The organism is Streptomyces sp. TE5632, assembly GCF_054061295.1.
The window spans coordinates 2,312,459-2,335,715 of the sequence record NZ_JBSSEA010000003.1 but is presented as its reverse complement, the minus strand read 5'-3'; the positions used below and the strand labels follow the sequence as shown (position 1 = coordinate 2,335,715).

Annotated in this window: 25 protein-coding genes and 1 pseudogene; 12 read left to right on the top strand and 14 right to left on the bottom strand. The window is 71.7% G+C overall.

Features of this window, described 5'->3' with window-relative positions; all coding sequences use genetic code 11:
- Positions 1–298 precede the first annotated feature (298 nt).
- From ACVW19_RS15765 to ACVW19_RS15755, 3 genes are read right to left on the bottom strand one after another with little or no spacing between them, the layout of a single operon-like run.
- Positions 299–775: an NUDIX hydrolase gene (locus ACVW19_RS15765; protein WP_457460024.1), complete on the bottom strand. Its 477-nt coding sequence runs from the start codon at positions 773–775 to the stop codon at positions 299–301.
- Positions 776–786: 11 nt separating this feature from the next.
- Positions 787–2,064, bottom strand: coding sequence for a CHAD domain-containing protein (locus tag ACVW19_RS15760; RefSeq protein ID WP_457460023.1), 1,278 nt, complete (start codon positions 2,062–2,064; stop codon positions 787–789).
- Positions 2,045–4,282 carry an RNA degradosome polyphosphate kinase gene (locus ACVW19_RS15755; RefSeq protein WP_457460022.1) on the bottom strand — a complete coding sequence of 746 codons (2,238 nt, stop codon included), beginning with the start codon at positions 4,280–4,282 and terminating at the stop codon, positions 2,045–2,047. Before ACVW19_RS15755 ends, ACVW19_RS15760 begins: the two co-directional genes overlap by 20 nt.
- 487 nt (positions 4,283–4,769) lie before the next feature.
- Between ACVW19_RS15755 and ACVW19_RS15750 the strand changes: the two genes are divergently transcribed.
- Positions 4,770–5,000 (top strand): hypothetical protein, encoded by a 231-nt coding sequence (locus ACVW19_RS15750; RefSeq protein ID WP_457460021.1) that lies wholly within the window; start codon positions 4,770–4,772, stop codon positions 4,998–5,000.
- A 37-nt stretch (positions 5,001–5,037) separates the two neighbouring features.
- Here ACVW19_RS15750 and mshD read toward each other — a convergent pair whose 3' ends face one another.
- On the bottom strand, positions 5,038–5,988 hold the full coding sequence (gene mshD, locus ACVW19_RS15745) for a mycothiol synthase (protein ID WP_457460020.1): 951 nt from the start codon (positions 5,986–5,988) through the stop codon (positions 5,038–5,040).
- A 278-nt stretch (positions 5,989–6,266) separates the two neighbouring features.
- Here mshD and ACVW19_RS15740 point away from each other — a divergent pair, with 278 nt between their 5' ends.
- On the top strand, positions 6,267–8,123 hold the full coding sequence (locus tag ACVW19_RS15740; RefSeq protein WP_457460019.1) for a bifunctional metallophosphatase/5'-nucleotidase: 1,857 nt from the start codon (positions 6,267–6,269) through the stop codon (positions 8,121–8,123).
- Positions 8,124–8,354: 231 nt separating this feature from the next.
- On the opposite strand, the gene ACVW19_RS15735 is transcribed toward ACVW19_RS15740, so the two are convergent.
- From ACVW19_RS15735 to ACVW19_RS15720, 4 genes are all read right to left on the bottom strand, one after another.
- Positions 8,355–8,555, bottom strand: a complete 201-nt coding sequence (locus ACVW19_RS15735) for a DUF1737 domain-containing protein (protein ID WP_457460018.1) — start codon at positions 8,553–8,555, stop codon at positions 8,355–8,357.
- A gap of 30 nt (positions 8,556–8,585) precedes the next feature.
- Complete coding sequence (locus ACVW19_RS15730) at positions 8,586–8,825, bottom strand: hypothetical protein (RefSeq protein ID WP_457460017.1); 240 nt, start codon at positions 8,823–8,825, stop codon at positions 8,586–8,588.
- The gene (locus tag ACVW19_RS15725; RefSeq protein WP_457460016.1) at positions 8,822–9,148 is read right to left on the bottom strand and encodes a DUF6247 family protein; all 327 of its coding nucleotides are present in this window, start codon (positions 9,146–9,148) and stop codon (positions 8,822–8,824) included. Before ACVW19_RS15725 ends, ACVW19_RS15730 begins: the two co-directional genes overlap by 4 nt.
- Positions 9,149–9,240: 92 nt before the next feature.
- Positions 9,241–9,546, bottom strand: coding sequence for a hypothetical protein (locus tag ACVW19_RS15720; RefSeq protein WP_457460015.1), 306 nt, complete (start codon positions 9,544–9,546; stop codon positions 9,241–9,243).
- A gap of 126 nt (positions 9,547–9,672) precedes the next feature.
- Between ACVW19_RS15720 and ACVW19_RS15715 the strand changes: the two are divergent.
- From ACVW19_RS15715 to ACVW19_RS15705, 3 genes and pseudogenes are all read left to right on the top strand, one after another.
- Positions 9,673–10,499 (top strand): annotated as a pseudogene (locus ACVW19_RS15715) (helix-turn-helix domain-containing protein).
- On the top strand, positions 10,496–10,702 hold the full coding sequence (locus tag ACVW19_RS15710) for a DUF397 domain-containing protein (protein WP_457460014.1): 207 nt from the start codon (positions 10,496–10,498) through the stop codon (positions 10,700–10,702). Before ACVW19_RS15715 ends, ACVW19_RS15710 begins: the two are co-directional and overlap by 4 nt.
- A 264-nt stretch (positions 10,703–10,966) precedes the next feature.
- A complete protein-coding gene (locus tag ACVW19_RS15705) occupies positions 10,967–11,890 on the top strand; it encodes an immunity 49 family protein (RefSeq protein WP_457460013.1) in 924 nt (307 codons plus the stop codon).
- A 215-nt stretch (positions 11,891–12,105) separates the two neighbouring features.
- Here the strand turns inward: ACVW19_RS15705 and ACVW19_RS15700 are convergent, their stop codons facing one another.
- The 6 genes from ACVW19_RS15700 to ACVW19_RS15675 all read right to left on the bottom strand — a co-directional run bounded on the left by ACVW19_RS15700 (position 12,106) and on the right by ACVW19_RS15675 (position 17,832).
- A complete protein-coding gene (locus ACVW19_RS15700) occupies positions 12,106–13,566 on the bottom strand; it encodes a sensor histidine kinase (RefSeq protein ID WP_457460012.1) in 1,461 nt (486 codons plus the stop codon).
- Complete coding sequence (locus ACVW19_RS15695; protein ID WP_457460011.1) at positions 13,563–14,303, bottom strand: response regulator transcription factor; 741 nt, start codon at positions 14,301–14,303, stop codon at positions 13,563–13,565. Before ACVW19_RS15695 ends, ACVW19_RS15700 begins: the two co-directional genes overlap by 4 nt.
- A 150-nt stretch (positions 14,304–14,453) precedes the next feature.
- Entirely contained in the window at positions 14,454–14,648 is a 195-nt protein-coding gene (locus ACVW19_RS15690; RefSeq protein ID WP_457460010.1) for a hypothetical protein, read from the bottom strand.
- A gap of 69 nt (positions 14,649–14,717) precedes the next feature.
- A complete protein-coding gene (locus ACVW19_RS15685; protein ID WP_457460009.1) occupies positions 14,718–15,770 on the bottom strand; it encodes a S1C family serine protease in 1,053 nt (350 codons plus the stop codon).
- A 129-nt stretch (positions 15,771–15,899) separates the two neighbouring features.
- Positions 15,900–16,922 (bottom strand): LacI family DNA-binding transcriptional regulator, encoded by a 1,023-nt coding sequence (locus tag ACVW19_RS15680; RefSeq protein ID WP_457460008.1) that lies wholly within the window; start codon positions 16,920–16,922, stop codon positions 15,900–15,902.
- A gap of 127 nt (positions 16,923–17,049) precedes the next feature.
- The gene (locus ACVW19_RS15675) at positions 17,050–17,832 is read right to left on the bottom strand and encodes a winged helix-turn-helix transcriptional regulator (protein ID WP_457460007.1); all 783 of its coding nucleotides are present in this window, start codon (positions 17,830–17,832) and stop codon (positions 17,050–17,052) included.
- A gap of 107 nt (positions 17,833–17,939) precedes the next feature.
- Here ACVW19_RS15675 and ACVW19_RS15670 point away from each other — a divergent pair, with 107 nt between their 5' ends.
- The 7 genes from ACVW19_RS15670 to ACVW19_RS15640 all read left to right on the top strand — a co-directional run bounded on the left by ACVW19_RS15670 (position 17,940) and on the right by ACVW19_RS15640 (position 23,196).
- Positions 17,940–19,055, top strand: coding sequence for an alpha/beta hydrolase family protein (locus ACVW19_RS15670; RefSeq protein WP_457460006.1), 1,116 nt, complete (start codon positions 17,940–17,942; stop codon positions 19,053–19,055).
- A gap of 41 nt (positions 19,056–19,096) precedes the next feature.
- On the top strand, positions 19,097–19,351 hold the full coding sequence (locus ACVW19_RS15665) for a MoaD/ThiS family protein (protein ID WP_457460005.1): 255 nt from the start codon (positions 19,097–19,099) through the stop codon (positions 19,349–19,351).
- A 3-nt stretch (positions 19,352–19,354) separates the two neighbouring features.
- Positions 19,355–20,572, top strand: coding sequence for a hypothetical protein (locus ACVW19_RS15660; RefSeq protein WP_457460004.1), 1,218 nt, complete (start codon positions 19,355–19,357; stop codon positions 20,570–20,572).
- A gap of 199 nt (positions 20,573–20,771) precedes the next feature.
- On the top strand, positions 20,772–21,512 hold the full coding sequence (locus tag ACVW19_RS15655; RefSeq protein ID WP_457460003.1) for an LmeA family phospholipid-binding protein: 741 nt from the start codon (positions 20,772–20,774) through the stop codon (positions 21,510–21,512).
- 242 nt (positions 21,513–21,754) lie between these two features.
- The gene (locus tag ACVW19_RS15650; RefSeq protein ID WP_350849312.1) at positions 21,755–21,862 is read left to right on the top strand and encodes an Ms5788A family Cys-rich leader peptide; all 108 of its coding nucleotides are present in this window, start codon (positions 21,755–21,757) and stop codon (positions 21,860–21,862) included.
- 150 nt (positions 21,863–22,012) lie between these two features.
- Entirely contained in the window at positions 22,013–22,858 is an 846-nt protein-coding gene (locus tag ACVW19_RS15645) for a sulfurtransferase (protein ID WP_457460002.1), read from the top strand.
- A gap of 50 nt (positions 22,859–22,908) precedes the next feature.
- Positions 22,909–23,196, top strand: coding sequence for a DUF1416 domain-containing protein (locus ACVW19_RS15640; RefSeq protein WP_006139129.1), 288 nt, complete (start codon positions 22,909–22,911; stop codon positions 23,194–23,196).
- Positions 23,197–23,257 lie beyond the last annotated feature (61 nt).

The window sequence follows — 23,257 nt, the reverse complement described above, 5'->3', positions numbered from 1 at the left end:
TCAGAAGTCTGGGCGGTGCGGGCGCCCGATCGGCGGGCGGTTCGCATCGCGTAAGGCCGAAATTAGGCTGAAGAGGTGACGGCGCCGATGGGCGTAAATGAACGAGAGGTGAACCCCTGAGGACGGTGCGGTGAGGTCACGGAACGCTTACGCCAAGGACACGGGCGGATACCGGGCCGGAACGGGGCAGTCCCGTACGGCGGGGGGCTGCGGCCGGGTCGTCGTCCGGGCGTTGCCGGAGGGCTGCCCGCGCGTTGCCTGGAGGCGGTGCGGGTGGTGACAGAGGGACGGGCGGGCGCTAGCGACCCGGGCGGAAGGTGGCGAGCAGGGCGTCCACCAGGTCCGTGTCCCTCGGCTCGGTGAGCCGGCGGCGGGCCATGTGCGGGGGGAGCCAGAGGATGCGGTCCACCTCGTCGGTGGGGGTGAACGTGCCGGAGACGGCCTCGGCGGCCCAGTACCGGACCCGCTTCGGACGGCCGTTCGCCACGTAGTGCGCCGACGGGAGTTCCACGGCCGGCACCGCCCAGTGGCCCGTCTCCTCCGCGACCTCGCGCAGCGCCCCGGCGAGCGGATCCTCGCCCCGCTTCAGCTTGCCCTTGGGCCAGGACCAGTCGTCGTACTTGGGACGGTGCACGAGACACAGTTCGAGCGTCCCCCCAACCGGGGAGCGACGCCACAGGACACAGCCGGCCGCCTGGACGGTGAGTGTGACGGCGGCCGGGTGCGGGCCCGGGTGCGGGTCCGCGGGCCGGCGGGAGCTGTCGGACGGGCTCACCGGGCGCCTCCCTACAACGATCCGACGACGTCCGTCTGCCAGCAGTGCTGGAACGCGTACCGCGCCGCCTCCACGTCGTGCCGCTGGTCCGCGTGGAGCACGCCGAGCGCGTACGCCGTGGCCGGGGCGATCCGCGGGGTACGGGCGGCGTGCGCCGCGGCCGCCGACGCCTCGGAGGCGTCCCGGTGCCGGTCCAGGGCTTCGCCCGCGGCGACGAGGCCGACGTTCGGGGGTGGGACCGGGGCGGTGTCGCCGGTGCTTCCGGCGCGGTTTCCCGCGTGGCTTCCGGCGTGGCTTCCGGCACGGTCGGTGCGGTCCGCGGGACCTTCGGTGCCGGTGGGGGCCGGGACGGTGGTGTACAGGACCTCGCGGGCGTACCGGTGCAGGCGCAGCAGCAGGCGGACCTGGTGCCAGGGGACGTCCTGCGGATGCGGGGCCGGGTCCGGCGACAGCCCGTGCATCAGCGCCTCCGCGTTGTACGGGCTGCCCGCGGTGACCAGGGGCAGCGCGGCGACGGCGTCGACGAGCCGCTCCCGCGCGGCCGCGGCCAGCGGGCGCAGGTCGGCGGAGCCGGCGGCCGCGGTCAGCGGAACCTCGCTGGCCAGCACGGCGACCTTGTCGGCGACCGCGTGGAAACGGGAGGAGCCGAGGGCCTGCAGCGCCGCGGAGTGCGCCCGGGTCCGGGCCAGGGTGAGCTGCCGGTCCAGCAGGGCACCGGCCTTCGCGGCGCCCACGGTGAGCTTGCCGCGTTCGGACACCGCGGTGGCGGCCGTCGTCCCGGCGAGGCCGGAGGCGGTCGCCGTACGCGTGCCGGTACGCGCGCTCGCCCCGGCGGCGACGGCGGCGACGGCGGCCGAAGGGGACGACCGGGCCGTCCCGGTTCCGCTCCCGGCGTCCGCCTGGGCCGGGAACACCGTGCCCGACAGCCGGTGCAGGGCCAGGAGCAGCCGCTCCAGGCGTGCCGAGCAGGCGTGTTCCAGGGCCAGCGTGCCGGAGACCCAGGCCAGTTCCGGGCGCATCGCCTCGGACCAGTCGGGGTCCAGGACCGCCTGGAAGGTGTGCAGGCTGCCGCTGATCCGGCGGGCCGAGCGGCGCAGCGCGAGCGCCGCCTCGACGGAACCCTCCGAGGACGCCGCGCCCGCCCCCGCCTCCCGGTGGAGGCGCAGCGCCCGCAGGAACTCGGTGGCCTGGGCCCGCAGGTAACCGGCGAGGGCCCCCGCGGGCACCGGGCCGGTCACCGGGCTGATCAGGGGGTCGGGATCCGTCGGTTCAAGGTGTTGCTGTGCCACGCCGGCGCCTCCGGGCGTCAATGAGCATCTCCTGGACGTGCCGCAGGGGCCGGCCGTCCGCGTCCACCGCGTGTCGGGTCCATGTTCCGTCCGAGCCGAGGTGCCAGGACGAGGTGGCGTCGGACATGCCGGTCTCCAGCAGCCGGTTCAGCGCCGCCCGGTGGGCGGGGTCGGTGACCCTGACCAGGGCCTCGATACGGCGGTCCAGGTTGCGGTGCATCATGTCCGCGCTGCCGAACCACACCTCGGGCTCACCGCCGTTGCCGAAGCAGAAGACACGGGAGTGTTCGAGGAAGCGGCCGAGGACGGAACGGACCCGGATGTTCTCCGACAGGCCCTCGACGTCCGGCCGGATCGCGCAGATCCCGCGCACCCACACGTCCACCGGCACCCCCGCCTGCGACGCCCGGTAGAGGGCGTCGACGACCGCCTCGTCCACCATCGAGTTGACCTTGATGCGGACGTAGGCGGGGCGTCCGGCCCGGTGGTGCTGGGCCTCCTTGTCGATCCGTGAGATCAGGCCGTCGCGCAGGGACTTGGGTGCGACGAGCAGCCGCCGGTACGTCTCGCGGCGGGAGTAGCCGGAGAGGCGGTTGAACAGGTCGGAGAGGTCCGCGCCGACCTGCGGGTCGGCGGTGAGCAGGCCGAGGTCCTCGTAGAGCCGGGCCGTCTTGGGGTGGTAGTTGCCGGTGCCGACGTGGCAGTAACGCCGTAGCGTCTCGCCCTCCTGGCGGACCACGAGGGACAGCTTGCAGTGGGTCTTCAGACCGACCAGGCCGTAGACGACGTGGCAGCCGGCCTCCTCCAGCTTGCGCGCCCAGTTGATGTTGGCGTGCTCGTCGAAGCGGGCCTTGATCTCGACCAGGACGAGGACCTGCTTGCCGGCCTCGGCGGCCTCGATCAGCGCGTCGACGATCGGGGAGTCACCGGAGGTCCGGTACAGGGTCTGCTTGATGGCGAGGACGTCCGGGTCGGCGGCGGCCTGCTCCAGGAAGGCCTGCACGGACGTGGAGAACGAGTCGTACGGGTGGTGCAGGAGCACGTCCCGGCTGCGGAGCGCGGCGAAGATGTCCGGTGCCGAGGCCGACTCGACCTCGGCGAGGTCGCGGTGGGTGCCGGCGACGAACGCGCGGTACTTCAGCTCGGGCCGGTCCAGGCGGTGGATCCGGAAGAGGCCGGTGAGGTCGAGCGGCCCCGGCAGCGGGTACACCTCGGCCTCGCTGATCTTCAGCTCGCGCACGAGCAGGTCCAGGACGTCGCGGTCGATGGACTCCTCGACCTCGAGGCGCACCGGCGGCCCGAAGCGGCGCCGCATGAGCTCCTTCTCCAGGGCCTGGAGCAGGTTCTCCGCGTCGTCCTCCTCGACCTCCAGGTCCTCGTTGCGGGTGAGCCGGAAGGCGTGGTGCTGCAGCACCTCCATGCCCGGGAACAGCTCCTCCAGGTGGGCGGCGATGACGTCCTCGACGGGGACGTAGCGGCCCGGGGAGCTCTCCAGGAAGCGGGACAGCAGCGGTGGCACCTTGACCCGGGCGAAGTGCTTGTGGCCGGTGACCGGGTTGCGCACGACCACGGCCAGGTTCAGCGACAGGCCCGATATGTACGGGAACGGGTGCGCCGGGTCGACCGCGAGGGGTGTGAGGACCGGGAAGATCTGGTGCCGGAAGAGGGTGAACAGGCGGGCCTGCTCCTTCTCCGTCAGCTCGCTCCAGCGGACCAGGTGGATGCCCGCCTCCGTCAGCCCGGGGAGGACGTCCTCGTGGAAGCAGGCGGCGTGCCGCGCCATCAGCTCGCGCGAGCGGCCCCAGATCATCTCCAGCACCTCGCGCGGCTGGAGGCCGGAGGCGGAGCGGACGGCGACACCGGTGGCGATACGGCGCTTCAGGCCGGCCACCCGGACCATGAAGTACTCGTCCAGGTTGCTGGCGAAGATCGCGAGGAAGTTGGCCCGCTCGAGCAGCGGGGTGGCGGGGTCCTCGGCGAGTTCGAGAACCCGCTCGTTGAACGCGAGCCAGCTGCGCTCCCGGTCGAGGAAACGGCCCTGGGGCAGCGGTTCGCCGCCCGCCTGCGACTCCTCGTAGGCGTCGAGATCCGCGTCGATGTCGGGTGCCAGGTCGGAGACCGTACCGGCCACGGTGTGCGGCCGGTGTGCGGCGATGGAGCCCACGGAGGGCTGCGCGTGCTGTACCTGTGCCGTTGCGTCGGCGTTCGGCTGGCTCATGGACCCATTGTTCCGCGCCGGCAGCCTCACGGGCGCGTCGGAAAGCGCGGGTGGGATGGATGGTGCCCCTGGGACGTCCCAGTCGCCCCTCCGGGGCGGCGGTGGCTCTGAGGCGGCGGGATTCATTCGCTGAGCGTCGCAAGGCTGTCTGAATCAGTGGTTACGGAGACATGACGTGCGGGATATCGAGGGGCGGCTCGCGGGGAGCGCGTCCGGGGTGCGAACCGCACATTCCCGGCGGTATGTCCCCACGTCGATCATGTGCCCCGTGCCGGGGTGACGGTCTCGCCCGCCCCGGGCCGGCCCCACGGCCCTCCGCCGACCGTGTGCGCCCGCTCCGGGCGGGCTTGTGCCGGGGGCTGGATCCGGGCCCTCGGCATTCGGACCCTCGGCATTCGGACCCTCGGCGGAGACGGCGTGCCGGAGCCCGGCGTCTCGCCCGGCACGGCCTGCGCCCGGTCCTCGTCGCGTCGGTGGCGGCCCTGTGGTGGACGCGGTTGTACCGCTGCTGGTCCCGCCTGCCGTACGGCCCCCGGCCGGTGGTGCCCTGCTCGGCACGGCGCTGTCGGTGTCCGTGCTGCGGCCGGAGCGCTGGGCGCTGTTCGTGGCACCGGACGACGAGCGGGGGGCGGCCGCCCACGCCCGCTGGACGATCCTGCTGTGCGCGGCCGGGGGGGCCTGGACGGTGTGCGGGGCGGAGCCGGTACGCAGGTCGTGAGCCCGGTCTCTCCGGCCCCTCCCGTCCGTCAGGTCCGTCAGGTCTCCGTCCGGTACATCAGGTCCGTCTCGTGGGTGAGGAAGCCCAGCCGTTCGTAGACGGCCACGGCCGCCTTGTTGTCGGCGTCGACGTACAGCATCGCGGTGGGCAGCCCCTGCCCCGCCAGGTACCGCAGGCCGATCGTCGTCAGGGACTTGCCGAGGCCGCCGCCCTGGGCCTGCGGGCTCACGCCGAGGACGTACACCTCGCCGAGACCCTCCGCCCGGTGCACCTTGGTCCAGTGGAAGCCGACGAGCCCGCCGTCCCGCTCGGCGAGGAAGAAGCCCTCGGGGGCGAACCAGGGCTCGGCCTTGCGGTCGTCCAGGTCGCGCTGGGTGAGGGCGCCCTGCTCGGGGTGGTGGGCGAAGGCGGCGGCGTTCAGCGCGAGCCAGGCGGCGTCGTCCCGTCCGGGGACGAAGGCCCGCACCGTCACGCCCTCCGGCAGCACCGGGTCGGGCAGCTCCAGCCCGGCCAACGGCCGCCGCATCTGCCGTAGTTCGCGGAAGAGGGTGAGCCCGAGGACCTGGGCGAGGTGGCGGGCCGCGGAGTGACCGCCGTGCGCCCACACCCGCAGCCGCTTGCCGGAGGCGGCGAGCAGCGCGGACCCGAGCGCCCGCCCGTGCCCCTGCCCCCGGTGAGAGGGGTGCACGACCAGCTCGGCGGCCGGCGGCTCGACCGGGTCGGTGTCCTCCAGCTGGGCGTAACCGACGAGTTCGTCGTCCTTGCCCTCGCTTCCCTCACGGGTGAGGGAGAGCAACAGATGGGTCACGCCCGCCCGTTCCCCGCCGCGCAGCTGCAACCGCCCCTGCTCGGACACCGCCTGCTGTCCGTCGGTCCGGGCGGCCTCGTCGAGCAGGGCGAGAACCGCCTCGACCTGCTCGGGGGAGAGCGCGGTGTACGTCTGGAGCGAGCGGGTGCGGCCCGGCCGTGCGAAGTCGTCGCTGGTCATGCGTACGAGGGTAAGCGGCGGGCGCCGAAAACGGACGACGGCGGCGTCGGACGCGGCCCCGACCGCCCGGTACGACCGGATCCGGGCACGGCGCGACCGGTGCCGGGACGTGAAAGATAACCAGGATGTGACCACGAATCCCCTGTCGCGCTACGCGCGTTGACTCTAGGCTGCGCCGGGTGGTCGGCGCGCGCCTCACGCGGGCCCGGCCCGGTCCCGCGTAGACAGGCCCCGACCGACTCCGACCCACGCAGACCCGCAGACCCGCAGGGGGGCGCATGCCAGCCACACCCACGTCCACGTCCTTGACGTACCGTCCGCGCCGCAGACGCCGTACGAACCGTCTTCTCGCGTCTGCCGCCGGTGTGCTCACCGTCGGCGCGCTGGCCGCGGCCGCCCTGCCCGCGGAGGCGGCGAGCGCGGGTGAGAGCAGAGGCGGCACGTCGCACGGGCACGGCCACCACAAGGGCCACCCGGGCCGCTACCAGGACGTGCAACTGCTGTCCTTCAACGACCTGCACGGCAACCTGGAGCCCCCGACGGGTTCCTCGGGCCGGGTCACCGAACTGCACCCGGACGGTACGACGAGGACCGTCGACGCGGGCGGTGTGGAGTACCTCGCCACCCACCTGCGCGAGGCCCGTAAGGGCAACCGTTACTCCGTCACCGCGGCCGGTGGCGACATGGTGGGCGCGTCCCCCCTCATCTCCGGCCTCTTCCACGACGAGCCCACGATCGAGGCGCTGAACAAGCTCGACCTGGACGTCACCTCCGTCGGCAACCACGAGTTCGACGAGGGGGCCAAGGAGTTGGGCCGCCTGCAGAACGGCGGCTGCCACCCCGTCGAGGGCTGCTACACGGACAAGAAGTTCAAGGGCGCCGACTTCCCGTACCTGGCGGCCAACGTCCTGAACGAGAAGACGGGCAAGCCCGTCCTGAAGCCGTACTGGGTGTGGAAGCACAAGGGCGTCAAGGTCGGTTTCATCGGCGTGACGCTGGAGGCCACTCCCGACATCGTCTCGGCGGAGGGCGTGAAGGGCCTGTCCTTCAAGGACGAGGTCGAGACGATCGACAAGTACGCCAAGGAGCTCCAGCGCCAGGGTGTGAAGTCGATCGTGGCCCTGGTGCACGAGGGCGGCTTCCCCGCCTCGTCCTCCTACAACTACGACTGCGACTCCCCGGGCGCCGGCGACGGCGTCTCCGGCCCGATCGCCGACATCGCCAAGAACGTCTCGCCCCAGGTGGACGCGCTGGTCACCGGCCACACCCACGCGGCGTACGTGTGCACGATCCCGGACCCGGCGGGCAAGCCCCGCATGGTCACCTCGGCCGCGTCCTTCGGCCGCCTCTACACGGACACGACGCTGACGTACGACCGCGCGACGGGTGACATCGCCCGTACGGCCGTGAAGTCGGCGAACCACGTGGTGACGCGGGACGTCCCGAAGGCGCCGGACATGACCCGGCTGATCGACAAGTGGAACACCCTCGCCGCCCCCATCGGCAACCGCCCGATCGGCTACATCTCCGGTGACGTCGTCAAGGACGGCACCACCGAGTCCCCGCTCGGCGACCTGATCGCCGACGCCCAACTGGCGTACGGCCGGACGCTGGACCCGGAGACCGACCTGGCCCTGATGAACCCCGGCGGCATCCGCGCGCCCCTGACCTACGCGGCGAGCGCCGCCGAGGGCGACGGCGTGGTCACCTACGCCGAGGGCTTCACCGTCCAGCCGTTCGCCAACACGGTCAACCTCCAGGACTTCACCGGCGCGCAGCTGATCCAGGCTCTCAAGGAGCAGGTGAGCGGCGCGAACGAGGCGGCGCCGAAGATCCTCCAGATCTCCGCCGGTCTGACCTACACCCTGGACCTGACCAGGACCGGCGCGGACCGGGTGGTCACGGACTCCATCAGGCTGAACGGCTCCGCGATCGACCCGGGCGCCACCTACCGCGTCGCCACGAACAGCTTCCTCGCGGGCGGCGGCGACGGCTTCCCGACCCTCGGCGAGGGCACGGCCGACCTGGTCGGCGACGACGACCTGACGGCCCTGGAGCAGTACCTGACGGCCAGCTCCTCCCCCACGACCCCGCTCACCCCGCCTGCGGCGGACCGCATCACGGTCGTCCAGTAGTCGGCGGACGGCCCTCGAGAGGGGTCCGGCACACCCGGCAGGCCGTACGAGGCCCACGGGCGCCGGGCCCCTCCTTCCCGTTCCGGGTCAGGTCCGCTCGGGGCCGGCGATCGCCTCTCCGATCACGGTAGGCGCGGCGGTACGGCTGACCAGGGAAACGGCTCCGGCTACTCGATCGGATGAGGACGACGTCCGGCCGGGCCGACCGTGCGCACGCCCGGCGCGTGCCCGTCACGTCGAGGCGGTGTCTCCCGCTCCGGGCCACACGACCGCCTGCGCGACGATCACCCGGTCGCCGTCGAACGTGACCGACGGCCCTTCGTGGAGTCGGTAACCCATCGCCAGGGCCTCGCTCACACGACGGCAGAACGCCACGTCGTCAGGACCGGTCAGCACGCGGTAGACAGGCAGGCCGTTCGGGGGTGTCTTCATGATCCCAGCGTGTCACACGCGCCCTCGGTGTCAGAGGGCCACGAGGTCGATGACGTTGATGACGACGTGGCGGTTGGACACGACGTAGGTGACGAAACCGCCCTGGAAGCCCGCGGACCAGCTGTTGTCGCGGTTGCTGAGCGCCGGCGGACCGAACGGGTTGAGGGTGAGCAGCTTCTCGAGGTTCTCGAGCGAGGTCCGCTGGGAGTCCGGTAACGCGGCCTTCCGCACCGCCGCGCGGTCCACGTACCGGATGGAGTACGCGCTCACCGGCGCCCGCCCGCTTCGACGGGCCGGCCGTCCGCGTCATAGCCGTGGCCCTGCGCGTCGCGGAACACGAGGCCGTCGGCGTCGTCCTCCGTCATGCGCTTGACGGTCTGTTCGACGTCGTCGAGGTAGCCCGGTGTGGCGCAGGCGCAGGCGAAGGGGAACCACTTGTCGATCACGGCGTCGAGCGCCGACTGGTCGAAGTCGGCGGCGGCGCTCAGCCACTCCTGCTCGAAGGCCTGCAACCAGTCCCGGCGCCGTTGCAGGGCCGCTCGGATCGCTTCGGGCGTCCTTTCGCAGGAGTTCGGATCCACCTCGTGGGCCATGGTCGGCTCCTCATCTCCGGCCGGGGTGTGACGTGGGGGCCGGAGGTCCACGGTAGAACGCGGGAGATACCGGACGGGGGTGGTTGGGTGTGTCACCTGCCACCACCCGCCCCGATGCGTTCCCCCCGACTGACCGCGACCCGCAGGACGTCGTCCAGGGACTCCGTCGCCCTGGTGAGCGCGAAGCGCACCGCCCGCTCCCCGGCCTCCGGGTCGCCGAGCACGGCCCTGGCACCCGCGAGCACCTGCTCACCCGAGTCCAACTGTGCCGCCTCGATGTCGTCGGCGAGCAGGGAGAGCCGGCTGTCGTCCCTGTCGGTGCTCAGGTAGCAGGGTTTGCCGTCGGGGGTGGTCCAGGGGAGGAGGCGGAGTGGGGTGCGGTTCATGCGTTCTCTCATGTCGGTGCTCTTTCGAAGCGTCGGCCGGCGGTGATCACCGTTTGTGTCTCGATCGTCACTGATCGCACGTACGCTGCGGAAGAGGGGCGGCGTTGTCCGTCATTCCGGACAACAGGTAGAGGTGTCATGGCCGAAGAGACGGACACGCAAGCGGAGTCGGGGCGCGCGGTGCTGGGGCGGACGCTCCGGTTCCTGCGGGAGAAGGAGGGCAGGTCCCTGGGGCAACTGGCTGACGAGTCCGGGTACGACAAGAGCTACCTGTGCCGCCTGGAGTCGGGCGAGCGACTGTCCAAGGTGACGGTCATGGAGGATCTCGACGGGTACTACGGGTCGGGCGACCTGCTGGTCAGCCTCTGGAAGCTGGCGCGGATCGACGCCTTCAAGGACAAGTACAAGGAGTTCATGCGACTGGAGACGACGGCGCGGGTCATGCACAAGTACACGCCGAGTGTGCCCGGTCTGGTGCAGACCGAAGACTTCGCCAGGGAGGTGTTGTCCGGGCCCGGGCAACGGATCAGGAGCGCGAGGCCGTTGAGGAACAGGTGGCCGCCCGTCTGGGCCGACAACTTCTGCTGAGCAAGAGTCCGGCCCCGAGTGTCCGCTTCGTCATCGACGAACTCGCCTTCCGCCGTCCCGCAGGCGGCCCGGAGACGTGGGCGGGTCAGCTGAGGCACATCGAAACGATCGCGCAGTGGCCCACTGTCGTTGTCCAGGTGCTGCCGTTCTCGGCCGGGATCCACGACCTCATGGGGAGAGGTTCACTGACCCTGCTGTGGCAGAAGGACGGAAGCGCTGTGGCCTACACGGAAGGTGACAGCGGAGGCTTGCTGATGGACGATCCGGGGGACGTTCTGCGCCACCGTTTGTCCTACGATCGGCTGCGGGATCTGGCGCTGACCCCGTCGGACTCGCTGACGTTCATCCGGGACGTACTGGAGGAGCACCGATCATGAAGCAGACTCCCGACCTCAGCATCGCCGTCTGGCGCAAGTCGAGTCACAGCGACGGGGGAGATAACAACTGCGTCGAGGTCGCCCACGGCTGCCCCGGCCTCGTCCCGGTCCGTGACAGCAAGGCTCCGAACGGCCCGGTGCTCGTCTTCGGCTCGGCCTCGTGGACGCCCTTCCTGGCGGAGGTCAAGGCAGCCACCTGCTGAAAACCGTGAGCACTCGGCGGCCGAATGCCACTCAAGCGCTCAGATGAGTGACATGGGGACAGCAGAGGCCGATGTGCTCACGGTTTCCACGCGGTACTGGAGGAGCACCGGCCTCGTCCCGGCCCGCGGCAGCGAGGCGCGGACGGCACAGTGTTCGCCTTCGGCTCTGACGCATGGGCGACGTTCCTGACAGAGGCCCGAGCCTCACGCACGGGGAGAGGCCGGGGGCCTGCGGTGTCAGTGGCGGCTGCCAGGATGAAACGCATGACGATCAAGGATGTGGTTCGGCATGGCGTGAGTGAGCGGGGTGTCGAGCAGGCACTGGAAGACATCGAGTGGCGGACCAGACGCCGCTGGCACACGATGCAGTACGACTGCTACTCCGACACGGAGTTGCAGGCCATGCGCGACGACCTTCTCGATCACCTCGCCGCCCGCACGGTGGTGGACCCCCGACTCGGCAGCGCCTCGCTCAGCAGCGTCCTGCGCACTGCGGCGGAGTGCGCCCTGGGGTTCCTGGAGCTCGGCTGTTATCCCAACGGCGACCAGGAAATCCTCTTTCCCCTGATCGGCGAGAGCATCAGCAGTGAGGACACGGACTTCGAGGCCGCGGTGGAGCACGCCTCCACCGCGAGGGACTGGCTGGATGCCTTTGCGTTGTGCCTGATGAGCGGCATGGTGTGGGAACAGGACCGTGTCATCGGGCTCCTGCTGCGTGAGCACGCGTCCACGATCCAGGACGGGGTGCCGTACTCGAAGCTGGAATCGAAGTCGGATCCGGCGGAACTGGTGGAGATGGACACCCTCGCCTGCTATCTGGCCCGGGATCGCGGGCACCTGCCCCGGGACTGGCCGTCGGTGACGTTGCGCATGCCGGAGGTCGACGAACGCCTCGATGCGGCGCTACGGCTGAATGCCCTCGGCACCCTGACGCCGGATCAGCGACTGCTGCGCGTGCTCCTGGAGGACGACCAGTCAGCCTTCGAACAGGCTCTGGCGCATCGTCTGGCCCAGCACCGGGAGAGCGCACCGCCCGATGCGGCGCTCCGCAGCCTGCTTCCGCAGAAGACCATCGCCCTGGCCGCACTGGCAGTCCAGGTACACGGCTGGGACTTGCGCGTCCGATCCGCCTACCTGCCAACCGCCTTGCTCAATGCCCCGGAAGGCGCTCCGTCGGTCAGTAGGTGAATCAGCGTCCCGGCCCCCGTTCGGGCGGAGGTTCCGGGTGGGACTTCGACCGCCGGCCGGCTCGCTTGTCCCGCTTGCACGGCTGTCGTCCAGGGTGCGCGATACGGAGACCGACGCGTGGGGCCTGTCCCGCGAACTCTCGCGGTAGCTGGGCCCGGCGGAGCGGGAAGAGGGCCCCGCGAGGCCGTGACCGCCCGGCTCGCGGCCTTGTCCCGTCACGGCACCTCGGGTGGTGGGGTGGGGGCGCCGGGGAGGCGGATCGTGGCGGTCGTGCCGCCGCCGTCCGCGCGGGTCAGGGTGACCTCGCCGCCCGCCTGCTGGACCGTGCGGGCCACGATGGACAGGCCGAGGCCCGAGCCGGGGAGGGCGCGGGCGGTGGGGGAGCGCCAGAACCGGTCGAAGACGTGGGGGAGTTCGTCGGCGGCGATGCCGGGGCCGTGGTCGCGGACGGTGAGGACGCCGTCGGTGAGCCGTACGTCGATCGTGGTGCCCTCCGGGCTGAACTTCACCGCGTTGTCCAGGATGTTGACCATGGCCCGCTCCAGCGCGGAGGGCTCCGCGCGTACGTACCAGGGCCGGAGGTCAGCCGTGATGGTCAGCTCCGGGCCGCGCAGCCGGGCGCGGCGCAGCGCCGACTCCACGACGTCCTGCCAGGCGACGATCTGCGCGCGGCCCCCGTGCTGGCCGGTGTCCGGCCGGGACAGCTCCTGCAGGTCGCCGATGAGCTCCGCCAGTTCCGTCATCTGCGCCTTGACCGAGGTGAGCAGGGCCTTCCGGTCCTCGGCGGGCAGGGGGCGGCCCGTCTCCTCGCTGCGGGTGAGGAGTTCGATGTTGGTGCGGAGGGAGGTGAGCGGGGTGCGCAGCTCGTGGCCGGCGTCCGCGATGAGCTGCTGCTGCAGGTCGCGGGAGCTGGCCAGGGCGGACGTCATCGAGTTGAAGGAGCGGGAGAGGCGGGCGACCTCGTCCTCGGAGTCGTCCTCCACGGGGATGCGGACGCCCAGGTCCTCGGTGCGCGCCACGTGCTCCACGGCCTCGGTGAGCTTGTCGACGGGACGCAGACCGGCGCGGGCGACCGCGAGGCCGGCGGCGGCCGAGCCGAGCACTCCGACGCCGGAGACGAGGAGCAGGATCAGCGCGAGGTCGCCCAGCGTCGACTCGGTGCCCTTGAGGGGCACGGCGACGAGGACCGCGGCCTTCGAACTGGTCAGCGTGCTCGGGTTGTTGATCACCAGTGGCAGCGTCAGTACGCGCACCTCGGCACCGTCCTGGGCGGTGCCGTTGCGGTAGAGGCCCGTCGAGCTGCTCCCCGCGCTCGCGATGACGTCCCGGTCGGACGGGGTGACCTCGATCCTGCCCGCCGAGCTGGGGAACAGACACACGGTTCCGTCGTCCCTGACCACCTGGGAGAAGGTCTCCCCGAAGCCTCCGTCCATGCTGTCCCGGGGGGTGTCCGTGCAGTTGTTGAGGGCGCTGCGGATCTCGCCCCGCTGCTGCGGGGCCTGCAGCACCGTCGCCTTCTTCAGGTCGTTGTCGACCTGCTCGTACAGCTTCCCCTGCACGATGAACCAGCACGTCACCGAGACCGCCGCCACCGCGAACGCCACCGCCGCCGCCACCAGCAGCGACAGCCGCGCCCGGATGGGCAGCGCGCGGAACCGGCGGGCCAGAGCCGTCACTCGGCGCCGTCCTGCCGCAGGGCGTAGCCGACGCCCCGCACCGTGTGCACCAGGCGCGGTTCGCCGCCCGCCTCGGTCTTGCGGCGCAGGTACATGACGTACACGTCGAGGGAGTTCGACGAGGGCTCGAAGTCGAAGCCCCAGACCGCCTTCAGGATCTGTTCACGCGTGAGCACCTGGCGCGGGTGCGCCATGAACATCTCCAGCAGCGTGAACTCCGTACGGGTCAGCTCCACCCGTCGCGTGCCCCGCGTCACCTCGCGGGTCGCCAGGTCCATGCGCAGGTCGGCGAAGGCCAGGACGTCGTTCTCCTCCGCGGCGCCGGCCACGGCCGCCGCGTACGAGCTGCGGCGCAGCAGCGCGCGGATACGGGCGAACAGCTCGTCCAGCTCGAACGGCTTGACCAGGTAGTCGTCCGCCCCGGCGTCCAGCCCGGTCACCCGGTCGCCGACCGTGTCCCGGGCGGTCAGCATCAGGATGGGTGTGGTGTCGCCGGTGGCCCGGATGCGGCGGGCGGCGGTCAGGCCGTCCATCCGGGGCATCTGGATGTCGAGGACGACCAGGTCGGGCCGGTGGGCCGCGGCCTTCTCCAGGGCATCCGCGCCGTCGACGGCGACCTCGGTGCCGTATCCCTCGAAGGCCAGGCTGCGCTGGAGCGCTTCGCGTACCGCCGGCTCGTCGTCGACGATCAGGATGCGCTGGGGTTCGCGGTCACGGTCGCCGTCTGCGGGGCTCATGGGGTCGGGGATCCTCTGGTCTGCCGGGGTGTCGGGCCGGCGGTGTGTCGGGCTGCTGGTCTGCTGGACTGGAGGGGGAACGCGCGGCTGGGAACTCGAACTCTCAGGATCCCAGGCTCGCACGAGTGCCCGGGGCGCGTGCGCCGCGGATCAGCCGCGTGCGGTGCGGCGGTGTCCGTGCCCGTTGGCGGTCCTGCGGCGGGGCGTGGCCGGGGCGACCTCCGGGGCCCGCCGTGCCGGGGTGGGCAGCTCGGCCGCGACCTCCAGCGCGAGGGCGAGACCGGCCGGGTCGGCGCCGGGGACCTCGTGGGTGACCTGCTTGATCTGCCTGGCCTGTGTGATCATGTCGGACTCCTCGGGTGGGAACCGCGTCGGATCGGTGCGTACCGGGTGGGGCGGCGGTTCGCGGCGCCGTCAGTTCATGGCGCCGGACCGCAGGGCCGGGAGGTCGGCCTTGACCGTGTTGACCGGGATGGCGAAGCCCAGGCCCACGCTGCCGGCGTCGGACGAGGAGGAGTCGCTGCCGCTCGACGAGTACATCGCGGAGTTGACGCCGATGATGTCGCCGTTCATGTCGATCAGCGCGCCGCCGGAGTTCCCGGGGTTCAGGGACGCGTCGGTCTGGATCGCCTTGTACGTCGTCGTGGACCCGCCGGTGTCGCCGTTGAACTGCTGCCCGCCGAACCCGAAGGGCCGGCCGCCGCCCGGCTGTCCCTGCTGTTGCTGCCCCTGGCTCCCGTCCGTGGAGACGGTCACGTCACGGTTGAGCGCCGAGACGATGCCGCTGGTGACGGTGCCGGTCAGGCCCTCGGGGGAGCCGATCGCCACGACCTCGTCGCCGACCTGTACGCCGTCGGAGTCGCCGAGGGTGGCCGGTGACAGGCCCGAGGCGTCGTTCAGCTTGATCAGCGCGAGGTCCTTCGAGCTCTCCGTGCCGACGACGTCCGCGGTGTACGTCGTGCCGTCGCTGGTCCGCACCTTGACCGAGGAGGCACCGGCGACGACGTGGTTGTTGGTGATGATCTCGCCGTCCTTGGTGATGATCACACCGGAGCCGGTGGACGATCCGGCGTCGGAGGTGGCGTTGATCTCGACGATGCTCGGGCTGACCGCCTTGGCGACGCCGGACACCGTGCCCTGCTGACCGGTCGGCACCACAGGGGTGCTGCTCGCGCTCGACGAGGCGACGGTGCCGTTGCCGGTCAGCTCCTGGATGCCGTAGGCGGTGCCGCCGCCCACAGCCGCCGCCACGATCGCCACGGCGGCGAGCAGGGCGGCCGGGCCCCGGTTCCGCTTCCGGCGGGGCCCGCCGGGCCCGCCGGGGCCGGCGGTGTCGGCGGTGACCGGCTGCCCCGGCGCGAACGACGGCGGGGACGGCCACTCGGGGTTCACCGGGGAGGAGAGGTGCTGCGGGCCGCCCGCGTGGGGGCCCTCGTGCACGCCGCTGCGGCGAAAGGATTCGGTCATGTCGACGAGCCTCCCGTCCGACCATGAGAGCACCCTGAGTGCCCGCTGAGAAGCCCGACAGAACCTCGTATGCCCGATATAAGGACGCTCTCGGTGGCCCGGACGGTGGTCCAGTCGACGGCCTGACCGCTACGCGCAGCCGCAGGAGCGGCGGACCACCAGTCCGGACGGGAAGACCTTCAGCCGCTCGCGCTGCGCGCCGGCCACCCGCAGCCCGTCGTCGAGGACGAGGTCGACCGCCGCGCGGGCCATCGCCGAACGGTCGGAGGCGACCGTGGTCATCGGCGGATCGGTGAGCGCCGCCTCCTTGATGTCGTCGAACCCGACGACCGCGAGCTCGCCGGGCACGTCGATGCGCAGCTCGCGCGCCGCGCGCAGCACGCCGATCGCCTGGTCGTCGGTGGAGCAGAAGATCGCGGGCGGGCGGTTCGGCCCGGAGAGGATGTCGAGCCCGACGCGATAGGCGTCGTAGCGGTTGTACGGGGCCTCGAAGAGGCGGCCCTCGGTCGGGATGCCGGCCTCTTTCATCGCCCGCCGCCAGCCCTCGACGTGGTCGGAGACCGGGTCGCCGACGGCGGGGGTCTCCGCGGTGCCGCCGACACAGGCCACGTACGCGTTGCCGTGCTCCAGCAGGTGGCGGACGGCGAGCTGGGCGCCGCCGAGGTCGTCGGTGACGACGGCGACGTCGTCCATGGCCTCGGGACGCTCGTGCAGCAGGACGACCCTGGCGTCCCAGGCGTCGATCTCCGCGGCGGCCAGGTCGTTGAGCGCGTGGCTGACCAGGATCAGCCCGGAGACGCGCATCCCCAGGAACGCCCGCAGGTAGTGGACCTCGCGCTCGCCGATGTAGTCGGAGTTCCCGACGAGCACCATTTTCCCGCGCTCGGCCGCGGCCTGTTCGACCGCGTGCGCCATCTCCCCGAAGAAGGGCTGGCGCGCGTCCGGGACGATCAGGCCTATCAGGTCCGTGCGCCGCGACGCCATCGCCTGGGCGACCCGGTCGGGCCGGTACCCCAGCTCCTTGATCGCGGCGAGTACGCGTTCGCGCGTGGCCGGGGCGACCGGCCGGGGTCCGTTGTTGATGACATAGCTGACGACGGCGGTGGAGGTACCCGCCAGCCGTGCCACGTCATCCCTTGTCACCTTGGCCACGCGCGGAGTCTACGCGGATATAACCGGTCCCGGCAGAGTGAGAAGGAGCCTGTGAACAGCGAGAAACAGCGAGAAACAGTGGGAAACGGTGGGAAAAGGATGCGTGCCCGCGAACGCGCGCGAAATCTCACGCCTGCGTCCGTGCCTCCGTGGTCCCCCGGACGGCCTTCTCGTCCGTGTCCGCCGCCTTTTGCCGGTCGGTGGCCTTGCCCTTGCCCTCCTTGGCGGCCCGCTCGCCCTTCTCCGGCGTAACGAATCGGTAACCCACGTTCCGGACGGTGCCGATCAGCGACTCGTGCTCGGGTCCGAACTTGGCCCGCAGTCTCCGTACGTGGACGTCGACCGTGCGGGTGCCGCCGAAGTAGTCGTAGCCCCAGACCTCCTGCAGCAGCTGGGCGCGGGTGAACACCCGGCCGGGATGCTGGGCGAGGTACTTCAGCAGCTCGAACTCCTTGAAGGTGAGATCGAGGACGCGCCCTTTCAGCTTGGCGCTGTAGGTCGCCTCGTCGACGGACAGGTCGCCGCTGCGGATCTCCATGGGGGAGTCGTCGCCGGTGATCTGCAGCCGGCCCATGGCGAGCCGCAGCCGGGCCTCCACCTCCGCCGGTCCGGCGGTGTCGAGGAGGACGTCGTCGATGCCCCAGTCCGCGGTGACGGCGGCGAGGCCGCCCTCGGTCACCACGAGGACGAGGGGGCAGCCGGGGCCGGTTGAACGCAGCAGCTGGCAGAGGCTGCGGACCTGCGGGAGGTCGCGCCGGCCGTCGACGAGGATGACGTCGGCACCGGGGGTGTCGACCAGGGCGGGACCCTGCGCCGGGGCCACACGCACGTTGTGGAGCAGCAGGCCGAGGGCGGGGAGCACCTCCGCCGACGGCTGGAGGGCGTTGGTCAGCAGGAGCAGCGAACTCATCGCACCCCTCCCTCGAGATCTCGGCGCCGGGAGCCGAGCTCGCGGAGCCGGCTGCCGGGCTCCCGGTCCGGCGCGGGTGCTGCCCACTCCCGGGTGGTCAAACGGTCGTGCACGGTTCGCTCGCCCATAACGTCTGGTTCCTCCTCGGTCCCTGCGACGGGGTACCTCCCACGCCGCCGGGGCAGTGGGGGAGTCCGCGGCTTGCTTCGTGCGTTCGACGGCCCGTACACCGGCGGTTTCCCGCGTTGTATACAACGCTTCCGAAAGCACAAAAGGACCCGGGGGCTTCGCTGCCCGAGTCCTCTCCCCGCAGAATAGCCGACATGAGCACCGGTTCGGCAGGTCATGTGGCACGTTCCGCCATTCGTCCGAATTCCGAGACGCGTGACGCAGCACGCGGTGGTACGTCTTTGCGGACGTTTCTGCGTACCGCGGACGGCGTACGGATCGATTCCGTGTACGAATCGGCGGCCGTGCCGGCGGCGACCGGGAACAACGGCTTCCGACCGCCTTCCCATGATCCGGTGTTCGTGATCGCGCACGGGTTCACGGGGCACGCGGACCGGCCGCACGTACGCAGGGTGGCGCGGGCCTTCGCGCGGCACGGGGCGGTCGTGACGTTCTCCTTCCGCGGGCACGGCGCGTCGGGCGGGCGGTCCACGGTGGGGGACCGCGAGGTGCTGGATCTGGCGGCGGCGGTGTCGTGGGCGCGGGAACTGGGGCACGCGCGCGTGGCGACGGTCGGGTTCTCGATGGGCGGCTCGGTGGTGCTGCGGCACGCGGCGCTCGGCGCGGGAGGTGCCGGTGGTGCCGGTGATCCCGGTGGTGCGGGCGGTCCGGATGTCGTGGTGTCCGTCAGCGGGCCCGCCCGGTGGTTCTACCGGGGGACGGCTCCCATGCGGCGGCTGCACTGGCTGGTGACCCGGCCCTCGGGGCGGCTGGTGAGTCGGTACGGGCTGCGGACGCGGATCCACCGCTGGGACTGGGACCCCGTCCCGCTGTCCCCCGTCGAGGCGGTGCCGCGCATCGCGCCGACGCCGCTGCTGGTCGTGCACGGCGACCGTGACGGCTACTTCCCGCTCGACCATCCGCGCATGCTGGCGGCCGCGGCCGGCGAGCACGGGGAACTGTGGGTGGAGCCGGGCATGGGGCACGCGGAGAACGCGGTGTCCGACGGGCTGTTGCACCGGATCGGGGACTGGGCGGTGGCCCGGTCGGGCTAGCCTGACCGTGTTCACCGTCAACCCGATTGAGGAACCAGCAGATGGCAAAGGTCACGGTGCGGTACTGGGCCGCCGCCAAGGCCGCGGCCGGGGTGGCCGAGGAGACGTTCGAGGCGGCCACGCTCGCCGAGGCGCTCGACACGGCACGCGAGCGGCACCCCGGCGAACTCACGCGCGTCCTGCGGCGGTGCTCCTTCCTCGTCGACGGTGATCCCGTGGGCACCCGCGAACATGAGACGGTACGGCTGGCCGACGGCGGCACGGTCGAGGTGCTCCCGCCGTTCGCAGGAGGGTGAGGGATGACCAACCAGCCGTATCAGGGCTACGACGGGCACGAGGGACAGCGGGGCCACGACCCCTACGGGCGGCCCCAGCCCCAGCCCCAGCAGAACCAGCAGCCCCGGCCCCCCGAGTCGCAGGCGTGGCCCGGGGGGCAGCAGGGGTACGAGGATCCGCACGCCGCCATGCAGTACACGCAGCAGTGGCAGGGGCAGACGTGGGAGACGCAGATGCAGCCGCCGGTCCCGGCGGCGACCTCGGCGGAGGAGACGTCGTACCTGCCGCAGACCCCGCCGCCCCCGCAGGGGCACGGTGGGCCCGCGGTGCACGCCGGGTACGGCGCGGCCCCGACCCACGGGGCCCCGGCGGGCGCCGTTCCCACGGGTGGGGCCGTACCCACACCCCCGCCCGCACCCTCCGCACCCGAGGCCCCCGCTCCCGCTGACGGTCCCGAGTACGGGCCCGCCACCCTCGCCGGGAACACCAGGGTCACGGACGCGCAGCGCGCCCGCGCGGAGGGGCGCTCGCCGATCATCGAACCCGGCATGCAGCCGGCGGCGCTCACCGCGCTGCTGGGGCTCTTGCTCGCCGGCGGGGCGGCGCTGGGCACGTACGCCCTGCTCGTACCGCTGGTGGCCCTCCAGGGGCTCACCGCCGCGGGCTGGTTCCGGCTGAACGGGATGTGGCCCGCGCGGCAGGGCATCGCGCTGGGCTTCCTCGGGGCGCTGGTCGCCGACGTGGCGCTGCTGGCGTCCGACCGTTCACCGTCGGCCGTCCTCGGCACGCTGGGGGTGTGGGTGGTGCTGTCGCTGGTGCTGCAGCTGCGCTCGCACGCCGACCCCGACGAGCGGATGTACGGCCTGACGGCGACGGTCGCCGCGTCGGCGCTGGCGATCGTGGCGAGCGGATACCTGGCGGCCGACACCGACGCGGTGACGGTCGGCGGGGTCGCGCTGGCGGCGGCGGTCGTGGCGCGTGCGCTGCCGTTGCCGACGCCGGCGTCCCTCGTGGCCGCGCTGCTCGTGGCGGCGGGCACGGGCGCGGCGGTCGGCGGGATGACGGGGTTCGGCGCCTCGGGCGCGCTGATCGGTGCGGGCGCGGCGGTGTGCGCCCTGATCGGGCACCGCGTCGCGAGCTACGACTACCCGTCCCGGTTCGTCCACTTCACGGCCGGGGTGGCCCTGCCGCTGGCCGCGGCGGCACCGGCGGTGTACGTACTGGGGCGCGTCGCCGGCTGACGGCACAGGCGGCACGGACGGCACAGGCGGCACGGACAGTACTGACGGCACGGACGACCGGTGGACCTGCGGCCCCTGTCACAGGTGATCGACAATCTCGGGGTTTCCCCGGTCGTGCGGGTTACCCTCGCGCAGGACGGCTGCCCGGCCGTCCGTGGGGGACTGCCGTCGAAAGCACCTAGGTGGGGGAACCAACCGCATGCGCGCACTGCGAATACTGCTGGTCGTCGTCGTGATTCTGGGCGGCATCTTCGTGATCGTGGACCGGGTCGCGGTCAACTTCGCGGAGGGCGAGGTGGCCGACCGGCTCAAGTCGACGGAGAACCTCGCCGCCACTCCCGACGTGTCCATCAAGGGTTTCCCCTTCCTCACCCAGGTCGCCGGCGGCACCCTCGACGAGGTGCAGATCGGCATCGAGGGCTACGAGGCCGCCACCGGCGACGGCGCGAAGAACATCCGCATCGCCGACCTGCGCGCCGACATGGAGGGCGTCGAGTTCTCCAGCGACTTCAGCTCCGCCACCGCCGCCGCCGCGACCGGCAGCGCGACCGTCGCCTACGACGAGCTGCTCAAGACCGCCAAGTCCGAGCCGACGCAGGTGGCCCCCGGTGTCACCGCCGGCGTCGTCGGCCTCTCCGACGGCGGCAACGGGAAGATCAAGGTGACGGTGGAGGCCACCGTCCTCGGCACCAAGCTGCCCGAGCCGGTCTCCGTGCTCAGCTCCGTGACGGTCGTGGACGGCGACACCGTGCGGGTGCAGGCGGACGGGCTGCCGAAGTTCGGCGGCGTCGAGATCGCCGAGACGCGGGTGCGGGCGATCACCGACTTCGAGCAGAAGATCAACGGCCTGCCCGGCGGCATCAAGCTGGACAAGGTCGAGGCGGCGGAGGGCGGCGTCCACATCACCGTGAAGGGTTCCGACGTCCGCCTGGCCGGGTAGGTAGCGAGCGGCGGGCCCCGGGGGCCCGCCCCGGAGGACCCCCGACGAATCCCCGGCGGACCTCAGGCGTCCGACAGGCGAGACGAAGGCGTCCGTAGAGCAGATGCGGCGGCGCACGCGGCCCCGCCCGGGATGCGCGGGGGCGGACCCGGCAGTACAGTCGTCCCACATCACGGACAATCCTGTATCAACATGTGACACGTCGGTGACACGCCCGCCCTGCCCTCCCTACGATCGACGGCATGCAGTGTCAGACGAGCGTCCTCCGAGCGCGAGGACAAGCGGATCTCACGAAGCGGCGGGCAGTCGACCTGTGCCGCGTCGCCGCCATGCTCTGTCGACCCTTCTGAGCGGCCGCATCGCCGTCCGTGGTTTCCGGGTTCCCGGTTTCCAGCTTTCCCGCCTCGCCCCGCCGAGGGGCACCCATGCGCCGACCCCGTAGGGGCGCGCAGCCTCTCTACTCGCACGCCCCGCCGCAACTGCCCCGGAGGAGACAGAACATGAGCCGGAACGACGTACTGGTCGACGCCGACTGGGTCCAGGAGCACCTGGACGACCCGACGATCGCCATCGTCGAGGTGGACGAGGACACCACCGCCTACGAGAAGAACCACATCAAGAACGCCATCCGGATCGACTGGACCAAGGACCTCCAGGACCCGGTCCGCCGTGACTTCGTCGACCAGGCGGGCTTCGAGAAGCTCCTGTCGGAGAAGGGCATCTCCAACGACCACACGGTCGTCCTCTACGGCGGCAACAACAACTGGTTCGCCGCGTACGCCTACTGGTACTTCAAGCTGTACGGCCACGAGAACGTCAAGCTCCTCGACGGCGGCCGCAAGAAGTGGGAGCTGGACGCCCGCGAGCTGGTCGCCGGCGACGAGGTGCCGGAGCGGGCGAAGACCGAGTACCGGGCCAAGCCGCAGGACCTGTCCATCCGGGCCTTCCGTGACGAGGTCGTGGACGCCATCGGCACGCAGAACATCGTCGACGTGCGTTCGCCCGACGAGTTCAGCGGCAAGCTGCTCGCGCCGGCCCACCTGCCGCAGGAGCAGTCGCAGCGCCCCGGCCACGTGCCGAGCTCCCGCAACATCCCGTGGTCCAAGAACGCCAACGACGACGGCACCTTCAAGTCCGACGAGGAGCTCAAGAAGCTCTACGAGGACGAGCAGATCGACCTCTCGAAGGACACCATCGCCCTGTGCCGCATCGGTGAGCGCTCCGCGCTGTCCTGGTTCGTGCTGCACGAGCTGCTGGGCGTGGAGAACGTCAAGAACTACGACGGCTCCTGGACCGAGTACGGCTCCCTCGTCGGCGTGCCGATCGCGCTCGGCGACGGAAAGTAAGCCCGGTCGGCCGATCCTTCCAGACCACTAGACCACTTCAGGAGTACACCATGTGCGGTGCGAAGGCCGGTGGCCCGGACGCTTCGACGATCAAGCCCGGCGAGACCACCATCCAGGGTCAGGTGACCCGTGACGGCGAGCCGGTGACGGGCTACGTCCGTCTGCTGGACTCGACCGGCGAGTTCACGGCCGAGGTCCCGACCTCCGCCACCGGACAGTTCCGCTTCTACGCGGCCGAGGGCACCTGGACCGTCCGTGCCCTGGTGCCCGGCGGCAGCGCCGACCGCACGGTCGTCGCCCAGCAGGGCGGGCTGGCCGAGGTCGCCATCGCGGTGTGAGGGCTCGTCCCGCGGACTCGTCCGCGGGACGAGTGACGACCGAAGGGCCGCATCCTCGGGT

Excerpts from the sequence above, each read along its gene's own strand:
- ACVW19_RS15755 (WP_457460022.1), bottom strand. The coding sequence starts at position 4,282 with ATGAGCCAGCCGAACGCCGACGCAACGGCACAGGTACAGCACGCGCAG.
- mshD (WP_457460020.1), bottom strand. The coding sequence starts at position 5,988 with ATGACCAGCGACGACTTCGCACGGCCGGGCCGCACCCGCTCGCTCCAG.
- ACVW19_RS15740 (WP_457460019.1), top strand. The coding sequence starts at position 6,267 with ATGCCAGCCACACCCACGTCCACGTCCTTGACGTACCGTCCGCGCCGC.
- ACVW19_RS15735 (WP_457460018.1), bottom strand. The coding sequence starts at position 8,555 with ATGAAGACACCCCCGAACGGCCTGCCTGTCTACCGCGTGCTGACCGGT.
- ACVW19_RS15725 (WP_457460016.1), bottom strand. The coding sequence starts at position 9,148 with ATGGCCCACGAGGTGGATCCGAACTCCTGCGAAAGGACGCCCGAAGCG.
- ACVW19_RS15720 (WP_457460015.1), bottom strand. The coding sequence starts at position 9,546 with ATGAGAGAACGCATGAACCGCACCCCACTCCGCCTCCTCCCCTGGACC.
- ACVW19_RS15710 (WP_457460014.1), top strand. The coding sequence starts at position 10,496 with ATGAAGCAGACTCCCGACCTCAGCATCGCCGTCTGGCGCAAGTCGAGT.
- ACVW19_RS15705 (WP_457460013.1), top strand. The coding sequence starts at position 10,967 with ATGACGATCAAGGATGTGGTTCGGCATGGCGTGAGTGAGCGGGGTGTC.
- ACVW19_RS15695 (WP_457460011.1), bottom strand. The coding sequence starts at position 14,303 with ATGAGCCCCGCAGACGGCGACCGTGACCGCGAACCCCAGCGCATCCTG.
- ACVW19_RS15690 (WP_457460010.1), bottom strand. The coding sequence starts at position 14,648 with ATGATCACACAGGCCAGGCAGATCAAGCAGGTCACCCACGAGGTCCCC.
- ACVW19_RS15685 (WP_457460009.1), bottom strand. The coding sequence starts at position 15,770 with ATGACCGAATCCTTTCGCCGCAGCGGCGTGCACGAGGGCCCCCACGCG.
- ACVW19_RS15675 (WP_457460007.1), bottom strand. The coding sequence starts at position 17,832 with ATGAGTTCGCTGCTCCTGCTGACCAACGCCCTCCAGCCGTCGGCGGAG.
- ACVW19_RS15665 (WP_457460005.1), top strand. The coding sequence starts at position 19,097 with ATGGCAAAGGTCACGGTGCGGTACTGGGCCGCCGCCAAGGCCGCGGCC.
- ACVW19_RS15660 (WP_457460004.1), top strand. The coding sequence starts at position 19,355 with ATGACCAACCAGCCGTATCAGGGCTACGACGGGCACGAGGGACAGCGG.
- ACVW19_RS15655 (WP_457460003.1), top strand. The coding sequence starts at position 20,772 with ATGCGCGCACTGCGAATACTGCTGGTCGTCGTCGTGATTCTGGGCGGC.
- ACVW19_RS15650 (WP_350849312.1), top strand. The coding sequence starts at position 21,755 with ATGCAGTGTCAGACGAGCGTCCTCCGAGCGCGAGGACAAGCGGATCTC.
- ACVW19_RS15645 (WP_457460002.1), top strand. The coding sequence starts at position 22,013 with ATGAGCCGGAACGACGTACTGGTCGACGCCGACTGGGTCCAGGAGCAC.
- ACVW19_RS15640 (WP_006139129.1), top strand. The coding sequence starts at position 22,909 with ATGTGCGGTGCGAAGGCCGGTGGCCCGGACGCTTCGACGATCAAGCCC.